The sequence below is a fragment of the Streptomyces celluloflavus genome (assembly GCA_000720995.1).
GTDB classification, from domain to species: Bacteria; Actinomycetota; Actinomycetes; order Streptomycetales; family Streptomycetaceae; genus Streptomyces; species Streptomyces celluloflavus.
In genome coordinates, this window is sequence record JOEL01000005.1 from 68,723 (window position 1) to 92,167 (window position 23,445).

Below are 23,445 nucleotides of genomic sequence, written 5' to 3' on the forward strand. Positions count from 1 at the left end.
GCAGGCCTTGCACCTGCATCTCCCGCCGGCAGGCGGACATCTTTCCTTGGACCACAGACGCGTGACTCCCGCGACGTGCGCCGGAGTGACGTACATGATCATACAGGGTCCGACGGGCACCGGTGCCCACCCCGGGCCGCGGCCCGTCAGGGGGAGCGGACCAGGTCGTCGAGGGCGCTCACCACACCGCGGTCGGCATCTTGCAGCCAGTGCGCCGGAGTCGGCCCGCCGCAGTAGCCGACCACCGGCATCCGCGCCGCGAGCGCGGCCCGCACACCCGCCGGACTGTCCTCGACCACCAGGCATTCCCCAGGACCGCGGCCACAGCGCTCGGCGGCGTACCGGAAGAGGTCGGGGGCGGGCTTGCCGCGCGGCACGTCGTCCGCGCTGAACACCCGGCCCGCGAACCGCTCCCACAGCCCCACCGCGGTCAGCGAGTGCCGGATACGCGCATGGCTGCCGCTGGACGCCACGCAGTACGCGAGCCCGCGGTCCTCCAAAGCGCCGAGCAGCCGCCGCACGCCGGGCATGGTGCGCGGCGCGGCCGCGAAGGCGTCCCGTACCCGCGTGCGGTACCGCGCCAGCCACTCCTGGCCCACCTCCACCGTGGCGTGCGCGCGCACCTCGGACAGCAGAAAGGACTCCGTGGTGCCGAGGAAACGCTCGCGCACCTCCCCGGCGGTCAGGTGCCAGCCCACCTCGGCCGCCATGGCGGCGACCACCGCGGGCCCGGTCCGCTCCGTGTCGACGAGCACCCCGTCGCAGTCGAGGACGACCAGCGACACGCCCGCCAGCACATCCCGCCCGCACCCCGAACTGGCCTGCCCAGCACCGGAGTTCACTGCCGGGCCGTCGCGGCGAGGGAGTCCTCGGCCGCCCGCAGCACGGCCGCCTCGGTCATGCCCGTCTCCCGCAGCGCGTCACCGGCGGGGGCGGAGAGGCCGAACGTGTCGACGGTGACGGTCCGGCCCGACTCGCCGAGCAGATCGTGCCAGCCGAAGGAGGCGGCGGCCTCGATCACGACCCGGGCCCGCACCGAGGGCGGCAGCACCGCCTCCCGGTAGGAAACGTCCTGCCGCAGGAACCACTCCTTGCAGGGGACGGAGACCACCCGCGCCGTCACCCCCCGCCCGGCCAGCGTCCGCTGCGCGGCCAGCGCCAGCGCGACCTCACTGCCACTGGCCAGCAAGAGCACGTCCGGCCGCCCATCGCATTCCCCCACGACGTAGGCACCGCGCGCCACTCCGGCCCGCACCGCTTCCGCCGCCATGGGCAGTACCGGCAGCGGCTGCCGGGCCAGCGCGAGCCCGACCGGGCCCGTCGCGTCCAGCGCGGCCAGCCACGCCGCCGCCGTCTCCCGGGCGTCCGCGGGCCGCACCACGGCCAGGCCCGGCATCGCCCGCAGCGCGGCCAGCTGCTCGACCGGCTGGTGCGTGGGCCCGTCCGCGCCGAGCGCCACCGAGTCGTGCGACCACACATGCACCACGGGCAGGCCCATCAGCGCGGCCAGGCGCAGCGCGGGCCGCTGGTAGTCGCTGAAGACCAGGAACGTGCCGCCGAACGGACGGTCGTAGCCGACCAGCGCGATGCCGTTCATCGCCGCGGCCATGGCGTGCTCCCGCACCCCCCAGTGGATGTTGCGCCCCAACGGCCCGCCCGGCGCCGCGGGCAGGAAGGAACCACCGCCCTTGATCGTCGTACGGTTGCTGTCCCCGAGGTCGGCCGAGCCGCCCCACAGCTGGGGCAGCCGGGCGGCCAGCGCCTGGATGACCTGTCCGGAGGCATCGCGCGGAGCAATCGACTCGCCCGCCTCGAACACCGGCAGGACATCGGCCACCTCCGCGCCGCGGACCCGGGCGACGGCGTCGGCCCGCTCCTTGACGGCGGCGGGCAGCTCCCGCTCCCAGGCGGCCAGCGCCGCGTCCCACTCCCGGTGCAGCGCCGCCCCCCGCTCCCGGGCGGCCCGGGTGTGGGCGAGGACCTCCGGCGCGACGGCGAACGTCTCGCCCGCGTCGAGGCCGAGCGCCTGCTTGGTGAGCCGGACCTCCGCCGCGCCCAGCGGCGCGCCGTGCGCGGCGGGGGTGTTGACGGCGTGCGGGGCGGGCCACGCCAGCTGGGAGGTGAGGACGATCAGGCTCGGCCGGTCCCGCTCCCGGCGGGCGGCATCCAGCGCGGCGTCCAGCGCGGCCGTGTCGATGTCGCCGTCCGCGCCCAGGCCCACCGTCCGTACCGACCAGCCCTGCGCCGCGAACCGCGCACCGGTCTCCTCACGGGTGGACAGATCGCAGCTCCCCTCGATCTGGATGCCGTTGTCGTCCCAGACGACCACGAGGTTGCCCAGCTCATGGCGGCCGGCCAGGGCCCCCGCCTCGTAGGAGAGGCCCTCCTGGAGGTCGCCGTCCGAGCACAGCACCCACACCGTCCGCGGCGGCAGCGGCAGTTCACCGCCGCCCGCCCGCTGCCGGGCCTCGTCGCGCCGCAGCGCCATGGCCATACCGACAGCGGTGGCCACCCCCTGGCCCAGCGGCCCCGTCGTCATCTCCACGCCCGCGGTGTGCCGGTACTCGGGATGCCCGGGGGTCCGGGAACCCAGGCGCCGGAAGTTCCGCAGATCCTCAAGGGACAGGTCGTAGCCGGTCAGGAAGAGCTGGGTGTACAGCAGGATGCTCGCGTGGCCGCAGGACAGCACGAACCGGTCACGCCCCTCCCAGGACGGATCGGCCGGATCGTGGCGCAGATGGCGCTGGAAGAGCCGGTGCGCCACCGGAGCCAGCGCGAGCGCCGTGCCCGGATGACCGGAACCCGCGGCTTCGACGGCGTCCAGGGCGAGTCCCCGAGCGGTGGCGATGGCCCGCCGGTCGGCCCGGCCCAGGGCGCCGGCCGGGGCGGAGCGGTGCGATGCGGTGGACAAGTCAGACTCCTTGGGAAGTAGAGGTAAGGACGTCATGACGACTCTTGGCAACGTAACCCCACCGGAACCCGCAGACCGCGGACGATGGTCCCGAGATCCGCCCCCACCCGCGATTGACGCCTTTGGTCCCCCGCCCAAGAGGCTGAAGGTCCCGAGAACGAGGGGGCATCCGACTCATCCAAGGCCGCGTTCCGGTGGGCGAAGCTGGAGGCGGAGCACCCGAGGACGTGGCGCCCGGACCATGACAGGAGCCTGTGATGACCCCCGTTCAGCGACGGCCAGAGGTAGCGTCAGCCGGAAATTCATCATGACGTCCTGATGTAGAGCGCGTCAGACACGAACCGGGGAGAACGCGATGGCCGGACACAAGTACGCACAGGTACGCGACCACCTGCTGCGCCGCGTCAGCGACCTGCCGGTGGGCACCCAACTGCCCCCGGAGACCAAACTCTGCGAGGAGTACGAGGTCAGCCGCATCACGGTCCGCCGCGCCGTCGACGAACTCGTCGGAGACGGCCACCTCATCCGCGAACACGGGCGCGGCACCTTCGTCAGCCGCCCCCGCTACGCGATGCGCCACCGCGAACGCTTCGTCAACGAGGTCACCGGCTTCTACACCCAGCTGACCCGCCAGGGCCACACGGTGACCTCCGAAGTCCTCGTACAGGAACGGGTACGCGCCGGAGCACGCATCGCCGCCCGGCTGCACACCAGCCCCGCCGCCGACGTCGTCCACCTCCAGCGGCTGCGCCGCGTCAACGGCGAAGTCCACCACCTCGCCGACTCCTACGTCGCCGTGGAGCGCTTCCCCGACCTGCTCACCGTGGACTTCACCGACCACTCCCTCTACGCGTACCTGCGCGCCCACCACGACATCCTGCTCGCCCGCAACGAGATCGTCGTCAGCCTCCACCAGAGCGACGACCGCGAAGCCGGCCTGCTGGGCGTCGCCGCGGGCACCACCCTGCTCCTGGCGGTCTCGACCGTCTACGACCCGCACCGCAAACCGCTCGTCCACGGCACCTCCACCTTCCCGCCGAGCACGGGCGAACTCTCCTTCGACATCACGGCCGAGGAGGACTGACCCCCAGCAGGACCGGCCCCAACAGGGCCACCCGCCCACCCGCCCCGCACCCCGCAAAGGAGGGATCATGCGACTGAGCACCCTGCTCACGCCCGACCGCATCGCCTTCAGCGACGAGCTCATGGAATGGCCCGACGCGGTACGGCGCGTCGCACAGCCCCTGCTCGACACCGGCGACATCACCGCCGGCTACGTCGAGGCGATGACCGAATCCATCGCCGCCGGCGGCACCTACATCGACCTCGGCTTCGGCATCGCGCTGGCCCACGCCCGGCCGGAGAGCGGAGCCGTCCGGCCGGCCCTGGCCATGCTCCGCCTGACGGAGCCCGCCCCGCTGCTGGGGCAGCCCGAACACTCCGTGGACCTCTACTTCTGTCTCGCGGCGCCGGACGCCCATGTCCACACCGAGGCCATGGGATCGCTGGCCCGCCTCCTGTCCGACCCCGACACCCGCCACGCGCTGCGCGCCGCCGCCTGCGCGGCGGACGTCACCGCACTCATCACCCGATTCGAGGAGAACCGATGAAGATCATGGCCATGTGCAGCACCGGACTCGGCAGCAGCTTCATGCTCCGCATGAACATCGAGGACGTCGTCAAGGAACTCGGCCTCCGAGACGTCCAGGTCGAGCACTCCGACCTCAGCTCCGCCAGCCCCACCAGCGCCGACGCCTTCTTCGTCGCCAAAGACCTGGAAGACGCCGCGCAGGGCCTCGGCGACGTCACCGTGATGGACAGCCTCATCGACAAGGACGAACTGCGCGCCAAGGTCAAGGCGCTGGCCGAGCGCCACGCCCTGGTGTAACCCCCTTCCGCGGCCCGGCCGCACACCTCTACCCGGAGCCGTCCTTGCTCCGCAGCGCCGAGGAGGCGTGATCAGTGAACGGATTTCTCAAGTCGCTGCTCGATGTGTTCAAGGAGCCATCGGTCGTCATCGGGCTGATCGCGCTGCTCGGTCTGCTGCTCCAGCGCAAGTCCCTCTCCGACACGGTGAAGGGCACCGTCAAGGCGTTCGTCGGGTTCCTCGTCCTCGCCGCCGGGGCCGCCGTGGTCTCCGGCGCGCTCACACCGTTCGGCGACATGTTCCAGCACGCCTTCGGGGTGCAGGGCGTGGTGCCGAACAACGAGGCCATCGTCGGCGAGGTCCTGACGGAGTTCGGTTCGCAGGCGGCACTGATCTTCTTCTTCGGCATGGTCGTGAACGTGCTCCTCGCCCGCTTCACCCGGCTGAAGTTCATCTACCTCTCCGGCCATGTCGCCCTCTACCTGGCCGCGATGATCGCCGTCATCCTGATGGCCAACGGCTTCGCCACCTGGGAAGCCGTGCTCTGGGGATCGCTCGCACAAGGACTGATCACCACCCTCTCCCCGGCGCTGGTCCAGCCGTGGGTGCGCCGGGTCACCGGACGCGATGAGGTGGCGCTCGGCCACACCGGCGGAGTCGGCATCTGGTTCGGCGGCCTGGTCGGCAAGGTCCTCGGCGATGCCCGCAAGTCCAAGTCCACCGAGGACCTCAAGATCCCCCAGGGGCTCGGCTTCCTGCGCGACACCACCGTCGTCATCGCCACCTCGATGGGCGTCATCTACCTCCTCGTCACCCTGATCGCGGGCGCCGGCTACGTCGAGAGCCACCTCAGCGGGGGCCAGTGGTACCTGATCTGGGCCGTCATGCAGGCGGGCAAGTTCGCCGCCGGTGTGTTCGTGATCCTCGCCGGTGTCCGGGCCGTACTCGCCGAGATCCTCCCCGCGTTCAAGGGCATATCCGAGAAGCTGGTCCCCGCCGCGAAGCCCGCCCTCGACGTGCCGATCCTGTTCACCTTCGCGCCGAACGCCGTCCTCATCGGCTTCCTCGCCAGCTTCGTCGGCGGCCTGCTCGGCATGGGCCTGCTGGTCGGCCTGGGCACCACCATCATCATCCCGGGCGTGGTCGCGCACTTCATGACCGGTGCCGCGGCCGGTGTGGTGGGCAACGCCACCGGCGGCCGGCGCGGCGCGGTGCTCGGTGCCTTCGCCAACGGACTGCTGATCACCTTCCTCCCGCTCCTGGTGCTGCCCTTCCTGGGCAACGTGGGAATGAAGAACTCCACCTTCTCCGACGCCGACTTCGGTGTGGCGGGCTTCCTCGTCGGCGGCGCCGCCCAATGGGGCAAGTTCGCGGTGATCGGCCTCGTCCTGGTGTCGCTGGCCGCGGTCGTCGCCGGATCCGCCCTCGCCGGCCGGCGCCGGCCGGCCACCGCGTCCGACGCGGGTGACGAGGACGGTGCCGACGCCGGCCAGGACCGGGAGAACACCCTGACGAAGTGAGGTGACCGAGCCCGGGGTTCACACGATCCCGGCAGAAAGGGTCCGGGCCGGCGAGGCCGCCCGGACCCTTCGCACGTCTCCCGAGGCACCGGTACCGCCCGGCGCCCGGCCCGGCGACCCGCCGCGCGGAAAGGCGTGCGCGCGGGCCGGGCCGGACCCCGCGTTCCGGGACGCCGACGGAGAGCCGGGAGAGGGACGGGGGAGGGGCCGGCGCCACCGCGGCGGACGACAAGATGGCAGCCACAAGCCACCCTCCCCGCACGCGAAAGTCCACCATGACCCCCCTGTTCCGCCGCCGCGGAATCCGGCACGCGCTCCTCGCCGCCGTCCTGGCCCTCCTGCTCACCAGCTGCTCGACGAACGCCCCCGCCGGGGACCGCCGCGACGCGGCCCCCGCGCACACCGGTGCGGGCCCCATCCGCCCGCCGGCCGCCCACGCGCCTTTCGACTACCAGTTGGGCGGCGCCTACCCTCCGCCGGACGGCGTCCGGGCCCTCTCCCGTGACCGCTCGGCCGACCCCGCCCCCGGCCTGTACAACATCTGCTACGTCAACGCCTTCCAGACCCAGCCCGGCGACGCCGTCGACTGGTGGCGCGCGCACCACCCCGGCCTGCTGCTGCGCGATGCACGCGGCGGCCTCGTCATCGACGAGGACTGGGACGAACCGCTGCTCGACATCTCCACCCCCGGCACCCGCGAAGCCCTCCTCGACATCGTCGGACCCTGGATCGACGGCTGCGCGAAAGCCGGGTTCGACGCCGTCGAACCCGACAATCTCGACTCCTACGAACGGTCGGACGGCCGGCTCACGGCGGACGACGCGGCGGCCTTCGCCACACTGCTGGCCCGCCGCGCCCACGACCGGGGGCTGGCCATCGCCCAGAAGAACACCACCGCCCTCCTCGACCGGCGCCGCCACATCGGGTTCGACTTCGCCGTCGTCGAGGAGTGCGCCCGCTACCGGGAATGCCCCGCCTTCGCCGACGCCTACGACGGCAAGGTCTTCGACATCGAGTACACGGCGAAGGACTTCGACGGCGCGTGCCGCCGGTGGGGCGAGCGCCTCTCCCTGACCCTGCGCGACCGCGACGTACGCCCCGCCGCCGAGCCCGGACACGTCTCCCGGCGCTGCTGACGAGAAGGCCGGGCACCGCACACCGCCGGGCCCCGCACACCGCCGGGCGCCGCGGACGGGCGGACAGGTGGTGGCGCACCCCCGCTGTCGCGGCGCCCGCCGCCGGGCCTTGCGGGCGGGTCCCCTCAATTCGGGAGGTAGTATGAACTTATTGAGACATGACTGTCTCATTCAAGTCAGCTACGTTTCGAATTCAGATTGGGTGTCTCATGTTTTCGCGCAGTGCCCGGCCGCGCACCGGACAGGCGCAGCAGCGGGATCCGCGCCGCTGGATCGTCCTCGCCATCCTTTCCGGCAGCCTCCTGCTGCTCGCGATGGACACCACGATCCTCAACGTGGCCTTCCCGTCCCTGGTCTCCGACCTGCGGCCCGGATCCGTCGAACAGCTGTGGATCATCGACATCTACGCACTGGTCCTCTCCGGACTGCTGGTGACGGCCGGCGCGCTCGGCGACCGCCTGGGGCGCAAACGCCTGCTCATGATCGGCTTCGTGATCTTCGCGTTCGCCTCGCTCGCGGCCGTCTTCGCCACCCAGGCATGGCACGTCATCGCGGCCCGCGCGCTGCTCGGCGTCGGCGGGGCGACGATCATGCCCTCGACGCTGTCGATCCTGCGGCACACCTTCACCGACGCACGGGAGCGGGCCTTCGCCTACGCCGTCTGGACGGCCGTCTTCGGCGGCGGCCTGGCACTGGGCCCCGTGGTCGGCGGCCTGCTCGTACAGGACTTCGGCTGGCAGTCGGCGTTCTTGCTGAACCTGCCGGTGGCCGCGCTGGCCATCGCGCTCGGCTCGTGGTTCCTGCCCGAGTCCCGCTCGCCGCGCGGCGGACGCTGGGACTGGTGGGGCGTGGGGCAGTCGATCGTCGGCATGCTCGCCCTCGCGGGCGGTATCAAGCAGCTCGGCAAGAGCGGCTTCGCCGACCCGCTGCCGTGGGCACTGCTGCTCCTGTCCGCCGTCGCCCTGACGGTGTTCGTACGCCGCCAGCTCCGGCTGGAGACCCCGCTGCTCCAGGTGCGCCTGTTCACGAACCGCTCCTTCAGCATCGCCGCCGTCGCCATCTTCCTGGGCATGGTCGGCCTGGGCGCGGTGCTGTTCCTGGTCACGCAGTGGTTCCAGTACGCCGAGGGCTACAGCCCCCTCGAAGCGGGCATCCGGGTGCTGCCGGCACCGCTGGGCCTGATGATCACGGCGGTGCTCGCACCCTCGCTGATGCAGCGCTTCCCGATCCGGCACGTCCTCGGCCTGGGCCTGGTCGCGATGGCGGCGGGCCTGGCCCTGCCGTGGACCGTCGAGCGCTTCGGCGAGGTCGGCTACCCGGCCCTGGCCGCCTCGCTCGCCATCCTCGGCCTGGGCGTCGGACTCGCCATGACCGTGGCGTCGGTGACGCTGCTGGCAGCCACCCCGGCCCACGAGACCGGCGGCGCCGCCGCCATCGAGGAGACCTGCTACGAGCTGGGCGCCGCACTCGGCGTCGCCATGCTCGGCAGCCTCGCCGTCGGCCTCTACCGGACGCACCTGCCCGCCCTCGACCTGAACGGACCCGAGCTGAACGCGGTACGCGACTCCGTCGGCGAGGCCGCACACGTGGCACAGACCCTGGGCGGACCGTTCGGCCAGTCCCTCCTGGACACGGTCTCCCGCGCCTACACCACGGCCGTCACCCCGACGTTCGTCGTCGCCGCCGTCCTGGCCCTGACCGCCGCCGCGGTGGTGTGGCGCTGGATCCCGAGAAACCTGCGCCCCACGGAGAACACCCACTGACGGCCAGCCGGACGAGCACCGGCAACCGGACGCCCCCGCCTCCACGACTCGGAGACGGGGGCGTCCGTGCGTCGCAACCCGCGGCCTTCCCCGACCTGCGCCTTGCCGGAACTCCGGCTACCGACCCGCGCGTTCGCACGCGAGGACCATCACCCGGGGCTGTAGGGATGGGCCCGCGGCCGGGCAACTGGCGCACCATCCACGCCCGTTCGGACCCGGCCGCCCCATCGAGAGGCGGCCTCGACCTGGCCGATCCTGACCGTCCTGCCGCTTTCCGCCCAGCAGCGGCACCGGATCAACCCTGCGCCCCTCCCCGCGGTCATCTCCACCGATGACGGATGGCGATCAACGCGACCAAGGGAGCGACCACATGGCAGCACGACGACGGCGGATGCGTCAGGGCGGAGCAGTCCTCGCGACGGCGGCGGTGGCGGCGATGACCGCCACGGCCTTCACCGCCCCGGCGCAGGCGCAGACGCGCGGTGGCGCGCACGACGCCACCCGGCGGGCGATGGACGCGGTCGTGGCGGGCGGCGTCCCCGGCGTCACCGGCCAGGCCAGTGACCGCCGCGGTGTCTGGAAGGGCGCGTCGGGCGTGGGCAACCTGAAGACGGGCGCGCCGCGCGGGGCCGACGACCGCTTCCGTATCGCCAGCATCACCAAGACCTTCGTGGCCACCGTCCTGCTCCAACAGGAGGCCGAGGGCGAACTGAACCTCGACGACACCGTGGAGAAATGGCTCCCCGGCCTCGTACGCGGCAACGGCAACGACGGCCGGAAGATCAGCGTGCGCCAGCTCCTCAACCACACCAGCGGCCTCTTCGACTACACCAACGACCCCGACTACCAAGCCACGTACATGGTCAGCGACGGCTTCCTCAAGCACCGCTTCGAGACGCGCACCCCGCAGACCGCGGTACAGGTCGCCATGAGCCACCGGCCGGACTTCGCACCCGGCGCCAAGCACGCGTACTCCAACACCAACTACGTCCTGGCCGGGCTGATCATCGAGGCGGCCGGCGGCAACTCGTACGCACACGAGGTCCGGCAACGCATCATCAAACCGCTGGGCCTGCGCGCCACCACCGTGCCCGGCAACACCTCCCGCATGCCGCAGCCCAGCAGCCGCGCGTACTCCAAACTGTTCGTGGACACACCCGCCGGAAAGATCTACGACGTCACCCTCCAGAACGCCTCCCAGTCCTGGGCCGACGGCGACATCATCTCCAGCGCGGCCGACCTGAACCGCTTCTTCGGCGCCCTGCTGGGCGGCAAGATACTGCCCCCCGAGCAGCTCAAGGAGATGAAGACGACCGTCCCGGACCCCGACGACCCCGCTGGCGGCGGCTACGGCCTCGGCCTGATCGCCGCCAACACCAGCTGCGGCGTCAGACTCTGGGGCCACAGCGGCGGCTGGCTCGGCTCCATCTCCAACGCCGTGACCACCGAGGACGGCCGCCACTCACTGGCGTACAACGCCAACGGCGACTGGACGGCGGACGGGATGGCACAGGTCACGGAGGCGGAATTCTGCGGCGACGGCAAGCCGGGGAAGGGCTGAGTGCGGGGCCCGGCCGCCCCGGGACCACCGGGGGTTTCCCAGGGCAGCCGGGCCCGCCGGACACCGATCGCGCACCCGCCGAGGGCGAGCCGCGCGAGCGGTACGGGGCGGCGATTCGGGGCGGCGGTTCGAGGCGGCGCGGGAGACGGTGGCGCGACGACCCGAACGACCGGCCCTCAGCCCGCGGTCTCGGTCCCGGTCTTGATGAGCGGCGCGTCCTGTGTGAACTTCCGGAACCCGACGCCGTAGTACAGCCCGCGCGCCTGGGGATGCCCCGGCGCACCCAGGCACGCGACCGTCATATGGGTTGCCCCGGCCGCCCGCGCCAGGTGCATCCCGTGCAGAAGCATCGCCCTCGCCAGCCCGCGGCGCCGGTAGTCCGGATGCGTCCCGACCGGCTCGAACTCGGCGGTCCTGTTCGCTTCGTCGAGCCACATGATCGTCGAGGACGCCATCGTTCCGTTCGGCGCCTCCACCAGGATGTGCAGGTCGCCGCGGTACGGCGCCGTCCGCCGGACGCCTTGGTAGCTCTCGGCCGTGTACGTCGAGGGAGCCCAGGCATCCAGATGGGCCTGAACCGCGGCCTGCGGCCCGGCCTCGTCGGCGGTGCGGAATCGGAATCCGTCCGGCAGTACCGGCTGCTCCACGTCGATGAGGTCCCGCTCGTTGAGCTGGGTCCAGGACCCGGCGCTGCCGAGCGAGGCCGGATCGGTCTCATAGCCGTGCGCCGCCCACCGCTTCAGGGCGAACTCATCGACGCCGCTCGGCACCACCGCACGCTCGACGCCCGCCGCCACACCGTCGTACCAGCCGATCACCTCGTCAACCAGCCCGGCGTGGTCGGGATGGACCTGATACGCCAGATACGCGCCGGTGACGTCCTTCACCGACCCGTCGCTCCGCCTCACCCGGCGCGGAAGAAAGACCCAGCCCCACGCCACCAGCTCCCCACCGGAGAACCACAGCCGGCGCCGCCAGCTCGCGCCCTCACCGGCGTGCCCCTTACCCCAGTTCCAGGCCAGCTCACCGAACGACGCATCGCTGTTCACCAGGTCTGGGCGGACGGCGGTGACACGCTGCGCCAGACCCTGCATCAACTGCACATCCGCGGCGGTCACCAGCTCGAAGTTCGCCATGGTGCGCCACTGTGCCAGACCTCGCCAAGCCGTCCAACCGATATCCGGGGCCGCCGATCGCGGCGGTCACAGCGCAACGGGTGAAGCGCCTCGACGTGGGGACCTCCGCCGCGCTCTCGTCGCCGGTCATCGCCGGTCATCTCGTGGACGGCCGGCCGCCTTGAGGCTGAGCGCCCGCGCTGCGGCCAACGAGCTCTTCCAGGGGGCCCGAAGAGCTCCCTGCGGCAGCACGCCCCCGTTCTTATCGGCAGGGAGACCGGCCGCATGACCGGCCGGGGGTATCCGCCCCTGCCGGGATTCCGAATCAAAGCGGGGGAGCCCCGAATTCGGCGACGTCCGGCAGGGGCGGAGTCTTATCGGCGGCCGGCGAGCACCAGGGCGATCACGCCGAAGCAGCACAGGAGGACCGCGGAAACGAACGCGGCCCATCCGAACCTGCGGCCCCTCCGCACCGGCAACGGCGGCCGTCCCGGCGGCTCGTGCCGACGCGCGCCCTGCGGAATGTGCACCACACCCGACGCCTGATCCAGCGCTCCGCCGTACGGCGTCCACCACCCCTCGGGACTGCCCTCGTACGGAGTGCCCGCGAACGGATCGGCGGAAGGCTCGGGCGGTTCCGCGGCGGGCCCGTGCGCCGTCACAGCGTCCGCCCCAGGGGACCGAGCCGACGCCGGCTCTCGCAGTCCGCCCGGACGCGCTCGCGCAACTCGGCAAGGGTCGCGCTGTCGCGGTCATCCGCCCGATTCGGCGGAGCCTTGAACCAGCAGCTCGGGTCGGGACAGCCCTCTGGACCGAAGTCGGGGGGCAGTTCCACGTGTTCGCGACTCTCGCCATTCCCCTCCGGTCGGGGGGCACGCCTATGCGGATGCTCCCCGATGAGCTCGTCGTACCGCCGAACACCACGGGCATCACCTCGTGCCCACGCGGCGGCCCGGCCCCGTACGGCCGCGTAGCAGATGCGGCAGCCGTGCATGGGGGCAGGACCGACGCCTGGGAGGCGCACTGCCGGGGACCTGTGGTCACTCATCGGCCGGCCGCCTCTGCAGTCCGGTGTCAACTACGGGCAGAGCGCGGCGTGTTGGTGTGGTGTATCCGGTGCGCGGGGCCCATTCCGGAACCAGTCGCCAGAACCCACCGGCGTCTATGAGCGCATTCAATCGGTTGGTCTGGGAGTCGAGTTGTCCGCTGCGTGGTTCGGGGGGAGTGTGCTTCTGGGACAAGGTCCGCTCCTCTCCGTAGCGCTTCCACTACCGGGTGGAGTTAGGGTGGCCCAGAGGCTGAGCTCAATCAACGTGGCTGAGCAGCCAGATAAGTTGGGGGTACCTGTTGAACCGGAAAGAGCTGAACCCGGACAGCTCTCCGCAGGCAGCGTTCGGTGCACGTTTACGCAGGTTGCGGGAGGCGTGCGGCTGGAAGCAAGAAGACCTTTCCAAGCTGATGGGGTTCTCCAGCGGGCACGTTTCGGCGGTCGAAACTGGTCGAAAGATGCCATCTTTGCGTTTCTCGCGCAGTGCTGACGTGGCGTTCGGCCTGACGGGCACGGCAGATACGTTCGAACGTGCGTACCTTGAGATCCGGCATGGTGCGCTGTTGGAGGGCTTCCCGGAGTACGTCGGGTATGAGGCTCGGGCTGAAGAAGTCCGGCTGTTTGAAGTGGGTCTGATTCCCGGCCCGCTTCAGACGCGCGAGTACGCGGCGGCCATCGAGGCGGGTCACGTCCGACGAGGTTCCATCACAGCCGAACAGGCGGCGGAGCGAGTCGAGTTCCTGATAGAGCGGCAAGCCGCGCTCGCGCGGTCACAGCCGCCCCTGGTGTTTGCGGTACTGGACGAGAGCTGCATTCGCCGACCGATCGGGGGCCCCGAAGGCATGGAAAGGCAGTTGTGCCGACTGCTTGAGTTCGCAGAGCAGCCGAACACATCGCTGCAAGTTGCCCCTTACGCCATGGGAGAGCAACGCCCGTTCAACCGGTCGGTGAATCTTCTGACGCTGACGGACCGGGCCGTGATGGCGTACGTCGAGTCGCAGACGCAGGGCTACTTGGAGCGTGAGATCACTTCCGTACGTCCGTTGGTGAGGGCATACCATCAACTACAGACAGAAGCTCTGTCGCAGGCGGAGTCTGTGGCCATGATCAACCAGATTCGAAAGGGCACCCCGTGACGTCCGAATCCCCTTCCCTCCGTTGGGTCAAGTCGAGCTACAGCGGCAGCGGCGGTACCTGTGTCGAGTGGTCACCGATCACCACCGCCGTGACCGGCGCTGTCCCCGTCCGCGACAGCAAGGACCCGCACGGCCCCGTGCTCAGGATCGCCCCGGCCGCCTGGTCCACGTTCGTCGGCAGCGTCAAGACGGGCGAACTGTCTGCGTAGCCGCTACTCGTCCCCTCCGGCTTCCCGACGGACGGGACGAGGGACGAGAAGAGCCCCGCCGCCCACGAACAGGACGACGGGGCTCCGCCTTTGGGCTTCCATGTGTGGTGACGGGACAGACGTGCAGAACGGTTGGTAGAGAGCGTTCGGTGAACAGGGATGGGCGGTGCCCACCGCAGGCCGTGACCGCTGGCAACCCGTGGACTTCGACGGACTGATCCTCTCAGCCCGCCCAAATAGCAACTGAATGAAAACGGCCACCCCACCCGGTAAAGTCCCAGCTCAGGAAGTGTTGTCCCCGCGCCTGCGGGGATGGTCCCGCGAGCGCGTCGCGAACGTCGTCGACCCAATCGTCGGCCCCGCGCCTGCGATCGCTCCAGAGCCACCGTTCCGGAGTGATGAGCCACCGCAGATACAGGCACGGCAGTTTTCAATGCCCAACGCGTGAGCAGCGGGCGGGCCAGAACCATCGCCGTTGCCTGGCTGCGCCGCGCGCCCTACCGGCCAAGGAACCATGCGACGGCGGAGAGCGCGGATACGACGGCGGCGAGGACGGTTCCGGGGAGCGCACCGGGGATGCTTCGCACAGTCAAGTGCAGCCCCCGCTAGCGGAGTTCGAGTTCGGGAGTGCTGGCTTCGTTTCCTTCGCTCTGCATGGGTTCATCGCCCCGTGACGGGAAGGACGACAGCAACGGGGCTCGGCGTGAACTTCGTGAATCTTGCGGGCTCTCCGTGAAAATCCGTGAATCAGGACCTTCTCTGCCCGCTGTGCCCGCATTCCGGCGCATGAGGGCGCGCCGCTTGCTCCCGGGGCGGGAGGTGCCCCCTTCCCGTTCCGCTGCCCGCCCGGGGGCCGACAGCCGCGCCGCCTGGCACCGGCTCGCAGGCACCGGCTCGCAGGCGTCGGCTCGTAGGCGCCGGTTCGCAGCCCTGCGCGGGATACGGCCGTCAGGGGAGAGGCACGGCGGACTCACTCCGTAGCGACGCGCGCCGGCTCCGCCTTTTCCCACAGCTCTTCGATGTGCTCGGCGAAACGGTCGAACATGCCCCCGGATTCGCGGCGGTGGAGATGCAAGAGGGGTGAATCATGGCCGACCAGGCGCGCGAGGTGAGGCGTGACGAGGGCGTCGTCGTCGAAGCGGAAGACGGACAGGCTTACGTGGTTCGCCGCATCCAGCGGAGCGGAAAACCTTGTCTCCAGCCCTTGGAGCGGTCCGAGCCGGTCCAGGTTCTCAAGGGTGATCTTGATCCGGGTGGAGACCGACAACGCCACGTTCTCAATCGTTTCACGCTGGTGAGTGATCTCGCAGCCCGGGTCTCCCAGCAGAAACCGCACGCGGCAGCCGCTCTCGACTTTTCGGCGGAGAGTGTCGGCGAAACGTGGCACCTGGGACCAGAAGAAGTAGTTCGTGTACCCCGCGAGAAAGATGTCCGTGCCGGCCGAATCGATCAATTCGGCCCACACCGGAGACGGGCAGGCGGACCGATAGGGGTAGCTGCGCACCAACTCGCGGTCATTCCCGGTCTTTATGCGTTCCTGCACGGCTTTTGGCCACAACATCTCTTCGTCCACTCCCAGCGCACTCGCGGTCGTCGCGCGGTTCTCTGCGTGCGGTGTCAGGCCGGCGTCCTCAAGCCATCGTTGCACCTGCTTCATGGATATACCCCCACCCGGTGTGCGAGCTGGCGGGGTGAGAGGCGCGCGTCCTTCATTGCAGACCGTAAGGCGGTGTTCAAGCCAACCCCCTGAGCTAGCCCTTTTGGGACTTCTGCGACCTTACCGGCCGACGTCCCAACTGTCCGTTCCCAGGCGGAGATACGTCCGCCAGGGTGCGTCACGATCAGTTGCACGAAACGAGCCAGCGGCGGCAGGAGCGGCGGGTGACCGCCTGACCGGTTCGGTCCTCTCGCTCCGAAAGATCAGAGACAATGTCGGCCGTCGTAGACCTGACGGGGCGCCCGCCGCCCGGCCCGGACCTGTGCAGCGTCTGCCGCGTGAAAGGGCGTCAGCAGTGAGCGGGCGATCCCACCGTATGACGGAGGTAACCCATGCTGACGGAAGAGCCGCAGAACAAAGAGGACTGGCGGCAGATCACCAAGGACGCCCAGGAGGCGCGCGACGTTCTCGCCGCCGCACTCCGGGACGCCGGTATCACCCTGCCGTCCCTCACCACCGACATCGCGACCAGCGCCGGCCGGACGACCGCGCTCGTGGACCTCGGCCGGTGCAGCGTCGAGACGGCGCACCGTCTGGCGAGCGCCCTGCGGGAGGTGTCCCGGCGTGGCGCCCCCTAGAAATCCGGCATCCGACGGGGACAGTGCACGCCCCCCGGCGCGCGGCCCCGCGGCCGCGCCCCGGCGGGCGACCATCTACGCCTCCGTTTTCGGCAAAGCCGACGACGTTCCCGTCCAATCCCTCGTCTACGACCAGGACTTCGGCATACCCGCCGTCGCGGTCGCCGTGCAGGGATCGGACATTCTCCTTGAACGTCCCTCCGGGTGGCGGTGGCGCCGGAAGTACACACGTCTCAGGCTGGCGACCGTCCGCGAAAAGCGGCAGTTCGCCGCGGTACGGAAACTCCACAAGCAGGCAAGCGCGCACGCGAAACCGCGCTGACCCTTTACTGATCGTTTTTTCAGAATGGGTTGAGCCGTATGCATCGCGCTCGGCGATCTTGGTCGGCAGGGCGTCCGGAGTGCGTACTGATCTTGTTCCTGACGACCTGTGGGAGCGGGTGGTTCCGTTGGTACCACCCGCTCCCGAACGGCGCCGCCGCTACCCCGGGCGGCTGCGTGTTCCCGACCGGGCAGCCCTGGCCGGCATCATGTACGCGCTACGGACCGGTGTCGCCTGGCGCGACGTCCCTGCCGAGAGCGTGGACTGCTCCGGAGTTACGGCCTGGCGTCGGCTGCGGGACTGGACGGAGACCGACGACCGGCCTCGCCTGCACGGGCCGGATGTCAGTGGGGCCGCATAGGGTCCGGCCCATGGCTGACACCGAACTGACGACGCTGCTCGGCGTCCTGAACAGCAAGCGCGAGCACGTCCTGGGCATCCTGGAGGGCCTGGACGAGGAGGCGCTGCGGCGCCCGGTTCTACCGTCCGGCTGGACATGCCTCGGACTGGTGCACCATCTCGCTCTGGACGACGAGAAGTTCTGGTTCCGCGCGGTCGCCGCGGGGGAGCAAGCGGTGATCGAAGAGATCCTCAGGTCCGGGGAGAACGCGTGGCAGCCCGCCCCGGAGAAAACAGCCGAGGAGGTCTTCGCTCTCTACCGCAAGGAAGCGGAGCTCGCCGACACCTTCCTTGCCGGCGCCGACCTGGAGGCGGCCCCGAGCTGGTGGCCGGACTTCTTCGGTAACTGGCGCCTCGACAACCTGCGCGAGGTCATCCTGCACGTGATCACCGAGACCGCCACCCACGCCGGCCACTTGGACGCCGTGCGCGAACTCATCGACGGCAGGCAGAGGTTGGTTCTCACTTGACGGGAGAGCCACTCCGCTGCGCCGACCAAGATCGTCGAACGCGAGGTCCAGAACTCAACTCATACTGAAACGATCAGTTACCTAGTCGCCTCACGGCCGACCGGCCGATCGGAATCCCGGCCGCGAGGTCCCTTTCTCCCCGGGGGAGGCAGGGGGAAAGGGGGAGGGGCGTCCGGCTGGTGGTGCGAAAAGCAGCCAGCCGGACGGCACCGAAAAGAGGAAGAGAAGGCCGCTTGTGGCTGACAGTCGAGCCCGTCAGCCCGTCACCGCCGGCCGCCGGGCCAGCCAGACCGTCCGCTCGGTGCGGACGGTGAGATCGCCGCGACGCAGCACGCTCTCCGGTCCGTCGTCGTCGATGAGCAGGTCGAGTACGGAGAGGTCGTCGGTGCTCAGCAGGCCGTCGAGACCGGCGCGCATGCTGCTCAGTACGGTCTGGGCGTAACGGCTGGCGGACCGGGGGAGCGGGGGTTCCAGCGCTATGGTGACCGGCCGTTCGGCCTCGATGGCGAAACCGGCGCGGGACAGGTGCGGTCCCCAGTCGGCGCCCAGATGCGGAAGTGTCCCGGCCTGCCGGTGAGTCAGCGTGGCGCGGCAGCGCGCTTCGAGCCCCGGGCGGCCGATGCCGAGATCGTCGGGCAGGAAACGGGGGAGGCCGTCCAGCTCGGCCACGGCCAGGAGCCCGCCGGGGCGCAGCGCGGTGAACACCTCGCGCAGTGCGCGATCGGGATCGGCCAGGTGGTGCAGGGACGCCGACGCCCACACCACGTCCATACCGTCGATGGCCGGCCACGCCGCGTCCAGATCCGCTTCGACGGTGCGCACCCGGTCCGCCACGCCGAGGTCGCGGGCCCGGTCCCGGAGGTGGTGCAGCAACTGCGGGGAGGCGTCCACGGCGAGCGCCTCGGCTTCCTCGAAGTGCCGGAGCAGGGTGAAGGTGCCGGCGCCGGTGCCGCAGCCCAGGTCGAGGATCCGCCGCACGGGCACATCCCCGGTCAGGTCCGCCAGCCAGGCGGCCGCCTCGGACAGGTGCGCGTGCAGGACTTCCGCGTCGAGGTCGAGCAGCGCGGCCATGTGCGGTTCGCCGGGTTCGGATGCGCTGTGGTGATGCCGGTGTGATTGATGTGCCATGCCTCGACCCTACGAGGCGCTTGCGTCCATCGCATAGCATCTTGCGTATGACGCAAGAAGATGGGGATCTCGACGCACTGGTACGCAAGCGGATCAGGGGACTGCGGACGGCCATGGGCTGGTCACTCGACGAACTGGCCACCCGCTGCCACCTCAGCCCGTCCACCCTGAGCCGCATCGAGACGGGCCACCGGCGGATCGGCCTGGACCAGCTGACCTCGATCGCGCGGGCCCTGGGCGCCACGCTGGACCAGCTGGTGGAGTCCGCCACCGACGACGACGTGGTCATTCGGCCCCGGCACGACGCGGCGCGGGGGCTCACCATATGGCGGCTCGGCCGCGAGCCCGGCGCCACCGTGGCCAAGATACGTGTCACCAAGCCGGCGCCGACCGGGGGCGCGGGGCTGCGGGCCCATCCCGGCAAGGAATGGTTCACCGTCTTGTCCGGAACCCTCGTCCTGCTGCTCGGCGACCGGAGAATTCTCGTCGAGGCCGGCCAGGCCGCGGAGTTCTCCACCATGATCCCGCACGCCATGGGCGCCCACGGCGGCCCGGCGGAGATCCTGGGCATCTTCGACCACGACGGACAGCGCACCCATCTCCGCTCGGCCCACTGAACCGCCCGGCCCGGCCCACTGAACCGCCCGGCCCGGCCCACCGAACCGCCCGCCACCAGTCGCCGGTTACCCGCAGTCCGCCCCGCTCCGCGCTCCGGCCGGAGTGACGGCGGGCAGGACCGGCCAGAAGACCGCACCGGGACGCGGCGGCGGAATCACCAGGTCAGGGAACCCCGCCCCGCATCCCCACGTCATGATCCACAGCAAGGACACGCGGCCACCGGGCCGCGCGCTGCGCCCTGAGGGGATCACATGTTCACGTTCAACCGGCGTACCGCAGCTTCCGCACTGACCGCCTGCGTGCTCGCCACGGCCGGCCTCGCGGCCACCACGGCACCGGCCGCCGCCATCCACCGCGGACAGAACACCACCGTGGCGGACCATCCCTACGCCATGCTCATCGAGACGCCGGAGGGCAAGCAGTACTGCGGCGGCACCCTCGTGGCCCCCACCAAGGTGCTCACCGCCGCGCACTGCATCAAGGACGCCGCCGCGCCCCGCGACCTGCTGGTCATAGGCGGGCGCACCGACACGGGCAGCACCAAGGGGACGGTCCGGCACGTCGCCTCGGTCAAGGTCCACCCGAAGTTCGTCCAGAGCACGCTCACTTACGACGCCGCGGTCATCACCCTCTCCGCGCCGATGCCGTACGCCCCGCTGCCGGTGGCGGGCCCGAAGGACTCGGCCCTCTACACCTTCGGGAAGACCGCGAAGACCGTGGGCTGGGGCATGACCGCCCCGAACACCCCCGGAACGCGGCTGAAGTCGGCCGTGCTCACCCTGGCGCCGCTCAAGAGCTGTGAACCCTTCACCGACCCCGGCGAGTCCGACGCGCAGAAGGTGTGCGGAGTCTCCGCCGCCGGCGCCCACGACAGCACCTGCCCGGGTGACTCCGGCGGCCCCCTGGTCGCCGGCGGAAAGGTGATCGGCGTCGTCTCCACCGGCAACAAGTACTGCGACGACCAGTACCCGGTCTCCGTCTACACCCGGGCCAGCGTGATCGCCGCGGGACTGGGCCTCCCCGTCACGTAGCAGCAGAGGCGGCCGGTCCCCGGCGACCCGCCGGGATTGGCCGCGGCCCGTACGCCGAGGGCTGCCGCCCCCTCGCCGCGGGCATCCGGGCGCGGCCGGCGCCGGTGGACCTGATGAGCACGGCGCCGCTCGCGCCCTCACTGACGCAGCGCTTACCGACGGCCGGCCGGACGAGAACCGGCAGCCCGACGCCCCCGCCTCCACACCACGGAGGCGGGGGCGTCCGCGTCCCGGATCTCCCGCGCCGTCCCTCCTGCCTCACGCGACGTCATACGGACCTGACCACCACCCCCGTGGCCGTCGACCCGCTGCCGTTGCCGCTGCCGCGGCGGTCGGCCCGGCGAAGGCCCGGCATTGCCTCCCAACGGCCGGGCGTTCCTTACCGGCCCGAAACGCCGTGCATATGGCTCGACTTGCGGGCGCTTCGCATCCGAGGTTTTTCGTTGCGTACTCACGCGCCGTGCGGTGAAGCGGGCGCTGAGGACCGTATCGCCTGCTTCCGGGTATTTGAAAGATGCTTTACGGTCGAAGGGGAGTACCATTCGCAAGGAATTAACTCGTTGCCGGGCGGGCATGGCAGGAGGCCAGGCCGCTGCGGGCTTCAGGAGGCCACGATGGCTGATGCCGCGCAGGTAATGGCGCTGGGTATCAAGAAATTCCGGTGCCGGACCGGCCTCTCCCATGGCATTCGGATCCCGCGACTGCGGCGGCGCACCCCGTCTTTAACTGGCCTTTAGCGGACTTCCCGTACCGACCGGAGAGTTCTGCGCGAGCCTGCCGGTAGCCGGCACTGTTCCCACGGGGAGAGCCAATCAACGGGTTCGTGCACAGCGCCGACCGGCGACGCCGGGCGATACCGGGCAATGCCGGGTGACGCCGGAAAATTCACGAGAGTATCCAGGCGGGGTTCCCCACATGTTCCCCACGCCATTGTCCTGCACATAACACGGCAGTTCGGCACCGCCGAGGTGCTGTTCCAGCGGAAATGAAAAGCCGTTCCGTAGCGGTGAGTGGCGCTACGTCCACGAAGAGCGGCGACCGGCCGCGCCAGCCAACCAGGTGAAAGGTCCGAGAACGATGTACTACAGCAGTGGCAACTACGAAGCGTTTGCGCGGCCGCGTAAACCCGAGGGTGTCGACGACAAGACCGCCTGGTTCGTCGGGTCGGGCCTGGCCGCACTGGCCGGCGCCGCTTTCCTGATCCGCGACGGACACATGCCGGGCAACAAGATCACGATCCTGGAGCGGCTGGAGATCTCGGGCGGCGCCCTGGACGGCATCGACGACCCCGACAAGGGCTTCATCATCCGCGGCGGCCGCGAGATGGAGGACCACTTCGAATGCCTGTGGGACCTCTACCGGTCGATTCCCTCGCTGGAGGTCGAGGGCGCGAGCGTACTGGACGAGTTCTACTGGCTGGACAAGGACGACCCGAACTACTCGCTCCAGCGCGCCACCGTCAAACGCGGCGAGGACGCGCACACCGGCGGCCTGTTCGCCCTGAGCGAGAAGGCCCAGAAGGAGATCGTCAAGGTCTTCCTCGCCTCGCGGGAGGAGATGGAGGGCAAGCGCATCTACGAGGTGTTCGGCAAGGACTTCTTCGCGAGCAACTTCTGGATGTACTGGCGCACCATGTTCGCCTTCGAGGAGTGGCACTCCGCCCTGGAGATGAAGCTCTACCTGCACCGCTTCATCCACCACATCGGCGGCCTGCCCGACTTCTCCGCGCTCAAATTCACCAAGTACAACCAGTACGAGTCCCTCGTACTGCCGCTGCGCACCTGGCTGCTCGACCACGGCGTGGTGTTCCAGTTCTCGACCGAGGTCACCGACGTCGACTTCGACATCAGCCCCGGCCGCAAGCAGGCCACCCGCATCCACTGGGAACGGGACGGGGCCAAGGGCGGCGTCGACCTCGGGCCCGACGACCTGCTGTTCATGACCATCGGCTCACTCACCGAGAATTCCCACAGCGGCGACCACCGCACCCCCGCCGTACTGGACGAGGGACCCGCCCCGGCCTGGGACCTGTGGCGCAGCATCGCGGCGAAGGACCCCTCGTTCGGCCACCCCGACGTGTTCGGCTCGCACATCCCCGAGACCAAATGGGAATCGGCCACCGTCACCACACTCGACAAGCGCATTCCGGGATACATCCAGAAGATCTGCAAGCGTGACCCGTTCAGCGGCAAGGTCGTCACCGGCGGCATCGTCACCGTCAAGGACTCCAGCTGGCTGATGAGCTGGACGGTCAACCGGCAGCCGCACTTCAAGCAGCAGCCCAAGGACCAGATCGTCGCCTGGGTCTACGCCCTGTTCGTCGAAAAGCCCGGCGACTACGTGAAGAAGCCGATGCAGGAATGCACCGGCGAGGAGATCACCCAGGAATGGCTCTACCACCTGGGCGTGCCGGTCAAGGAGATTCCCGAAATCGCCGCGACCGGCGCGAAGACGGTGCCGGTGATGATGCCCTACGTCACCTCGTTCTTCATGCCGCGGAAGGCCGGTGACCGTCCCGACGTCGTACCCGCCGGATCGGTGAACTTCGCGTTCATCGGCCAGTTCGCCGAATCGGGCCGCGACTGCATCTTCACCACCGAATACTCGGTACGTACGCCCATGGAGGCCGTCTACACCCTGCTCGGCATCGAACGCGGCGTCCCGGAGGTGTTCAACTCCACCTACGACGTCCGCAAACTCCTCGCCGCGACCAGCCGTCTGCGCGACGGGGAGGAAATCCATCTGCCCGGACCGCCGCTGCTGCGCAAACTGCTGCTGAAGAAGATCGACGACACCGAGATCGACGACCTCTTCAGGGAGTACCAACTCCTCCAGTAGCCCGTTCATAACCCTTCCGTGGCGCACGGCGCCGGGAATTGCGTGCGTGGCCGCGGTCATGGTTCCGCGGCCACGAAC

Annotated in this window: 20 protein-coding genes; 15 read left to right on the top strand and 5 right to left on the bottom strand. The window is 70.1% G+C overall.

Going from position 1 to position 23,445, the window contains the following annotated elements:
- Nucleotides 1-146: 146 nt before the first annotated feature.
- On the bottom strand, nt 147-842 hold the full coding sequence (locus IH09_RS06990) for an HAD family hydrolase (protein WP_318279398.1): 696 nt from the start codon (nt 840-842) through the stop codon (nt 147-149).
- A complete protein-coding gene (tkt, locus tag IH09_RS06995; RefSeq protein WP_240151046.1) occupies nt 839-2,911 on the bottom strand; it encodes a transketolase in 2,073 nt (690 codons plus the stop codon). The genes IH09_RS06990 and tkt overlap by 4 nt, the downstream gene beginning before the upstream one ends.
- A gap of 355 nt (nt 2,912-3,266) precedes the next feature.
- On the opposite strand from tkt, the gene IH09_RS07000 reads away from it, so the two are divergent.
- From IH09_RS07000 to IH09_RS07030, 7 genes are all read left to right on the top strand, one after another.
- Nucleotides 3,267-3,995: a GntR family transcriptional regulator gene (locus IH09_RS07000; protein WP_052855205.1), complete on the top strand. Its 729-nt coding sequence runs from the start codon at nt 3,267-3,269 to the stop codon at nt 3,993-3,995.
- 67 nt (nt 3,996-4,062) lie between these two features.
- Nucleotides 4,063-4,521, top strand: a complete 459-nt coding sequence (locus tag IH09_RS07005; protein WP_052855206.1) for a PTS sugar transporter subunit IIA — start codon at nt 4,063-4,065, stop codon at nt 4,519-4,521.
- Complete coding sequence (locus tag IH09_RS07010; protein ID WP_052855208.1) at nt 4,518-4,799, top strand: PTS sugar transporter subunit IIB; 282 nt, start codon at nt 4,518-4,520, stop codon at nt 4,797-4,799. The genes IH09_RS07005 and IH09_RS07010 overlap by 4 nt, the downstream gene beginning before the upstream one ends.
- A gap of 74 nt (nt 4,800-4,873) precedes the next feature.
- The gene (locus tag IH09_RS07015; RefSeq protein ID WP_052855211.1) at nt 4,874-6,298 is read left to right on the top strand and encodes a PTS ascorbate transporter subunit IIC; all 1,425 of its coding nucleotides are present in this window, start codon (nt 4,874-4,876) and stop codon (nt 6,296-6,298) included.
- Nucleotides 6,299-6,573: 275 nt separating this feature from the next.
- Nucleotides 6,574-7,434 (top strand): endo alpha-1,4 polygalactosaminidase, encoded by an 861-nt coding sequence (locus IH09_RS07020; RefSeq protein ID WP_052855213.1) that lies wholly within the window; start codon nt 6,574-6,576, stop codon nt 7,432-7,434.
- A gap of 209 nt (nt 7,435-7,643) precedes the next feature.
- Complete coding sequence (locus IH09_RS07025; RefSeq protein WP_052855216.1) at nt 7,644-9,197, top strand: MFS transporter; 1,554 nt, start codon at nt 7,644-7,646, stop codon at nt 9,195-9,197.
- A gap of 370 nt (nt 9,198-9,567) precedes the next feature.
- Nucleotides 9,568-10,758 carry a serine hydrolase domain-containing protein gene (locus IH09_RS07030; protein WP_094790732.1) on the top strand — a complete coding sequence of 397 codons (1,191 nt, stop codon included), beginning with the start codon at nt 9,568-9,570 and terminating at the stop codon, nt 10,756-10,758.
- A 176-nt stretch (nt 10,759-10,934) separates the two neighbouring features.
- Here the strand turns inward: IH09_RS07030 and IH09_RS07035 are convergent, their stop codons facing one another.
- On the bottom strand, nt 10,935-11,894 hold the full coding sequence (locus IH09_RS07035; RefSeq protein WP_052855220.1) for a GNAT family N-acetyltransferase: 960 nt from the start codon (nt 11,892-11,894) through the stop codon (nt 10,935-10,937).
- Nucleotides 11,895-13,220: 1,326 nt separating this feature from the next.
- On the opposite strand from IH09_RS07035, the gene IH09_RS07045 reads away from it, so the two are divergent.
- Both IH09_RS07045 and IH09_RS07050 read left to right on the top strand, forming a co-directional pair.
- A complete protein-coding gene (locus IH09_RS07045; protein WP_172450388.1) occupies nt 13,221-14,057 on the top strand; it encodes a helix-turn-helix domain-containing protein in 837 nt (278 codons plus the stop codon).
- On the top strand, nt 14,054-14,266 hold the full coding sequence (locus IH09_RS07050; RefSeq protein ID WP_052855223.1) for a DUF397 domain-containing protein: 213 nt from the start codon (nt 14,054-14,056) through the stop codon (nt 14,264-14,266). The genes IH09_RS07045 and IH09_RS07050 overlap by 4 nt, the downstream gene beginning before the upstream one ends.
- A gap of 970 nt (nt 14,267-15,236) precedes the next feature.
- Here IH09_RS07050 and IH09_RS07055 read toward each other — a convergent pair.
- Nucleotides 15,237-15,827: a DNA-binding protein gene (locus IH09_RS07055; protein ID WP_052855335.1), complete on the bottom strand. Its 591-nt coding sequence runs from the start codon at nt 15,825-15,827 to the stop codon at nt 15,237-15,239.
- 488 nt (nt 15,828-16,315) lie between these two features.
- Between IH09_RS07055 and IH09_RS07060 the strand changes: the two genes are divergently transcribed.
- From IH09_RS07060 to IH09_RS07070, 3 genes are all read left to right on the top strand, one after another.
- The gene (locus tag IH09_RS07060; protein WP_052855224.1) at nt 16,316-16,561 is read left to right on the top strand and encodes a hypothetical protein; all 246 of its coding nucleotides are present in this window, start codon (nt 16,316-16,318) and stop codon (nt 16,559-16,561) included.
- Between the two features lie 440 nt (nt 16,562-17,001).
- Nucleotides 17,002-17,244 (top strand): transposase, encoded by a 243-nt coding sequence (locus tag IH09_RS36690; protein ID WP_446750522.1) that lies wholly within the window; start codon nt 17,002-17,004, stop codon nt 17,242-17,244.
- 10 nt (nt 17,245-17,254) lie between these two features.
- Nucleotides 17,255-17,752 (top strand): DinB family protein, encoded by a 498-nt coding sequence (locus IH09_RS07070; RefSeq protein ID WP_110952120.1) that lies wholly within the window; start codon nt 17,255-17,257, stop codon nt 17,750-17,752.
- Nucleotides 17,753-18,007: 255 nt separating this feature from the next.
- On the opposite strand, the gene IH09_RS07075 is transcribed toward IH09_RS07070, so the two are convergent.
- Nucleotides 18,008-18,880, bottom strand: a complete 873-nt coding sequence (locus IH09_RS07075; protein WP_052855227.1) for a class I SAM-dependent methyltransferase — start codon at nt 18,878-18,880, stop codon at nt 18,008-18,010.
- A gap of 47 nt (nt 18,881-18,927) precedes the next feature.
- Between IH09_RS07075 and IH09_RS07080 the strand changes: the two genes are divergently transcribed.
- The 3 genes from IH09_RS07080 to IH09_RS07090 all read left to right on the top strand — a co-directional run bounded on the left by IH09_RS07080 (nt 18,928) and on the right by IH09_RS07090 (nt 23,367).
- Entirely contained in the window at nt 18,928-19,497 is a 570-nt protein-coding gene (locus IH09_RS07080) for a helix-turn-helix domain-containing protein (protein ID WP_052855228.1), read from the top strand.
- A gap of 252 nt (nt 19,498-19,749) precedes the next feature.
- Nucleotides 19,750-20,529: a S1 family peptidase gene (locus IH09_RS07085; RefSeq protein WP_052855229.1), complete on the top strand. Its 780-nt coding sequence runs from the start codon at nt 19,750-19,752 to the stop codon at nt 20,527-20,529.
- A 1,077-nt stretch (nt 20,530-21,606) separates the two neighbouring features.
- Nucleotides 21,607-23,367, top strand: a complete 1,761-nt coding sequence (locus IH09_RS07090) for an oleate hydratase (protein ID WP_052855230.1) — start codon at nt 21,607-21,609, stop codon at nt 23,365-23,367.
- Nucleotides 23,368-23,445 lie beyond the last annotated feature (78 nt).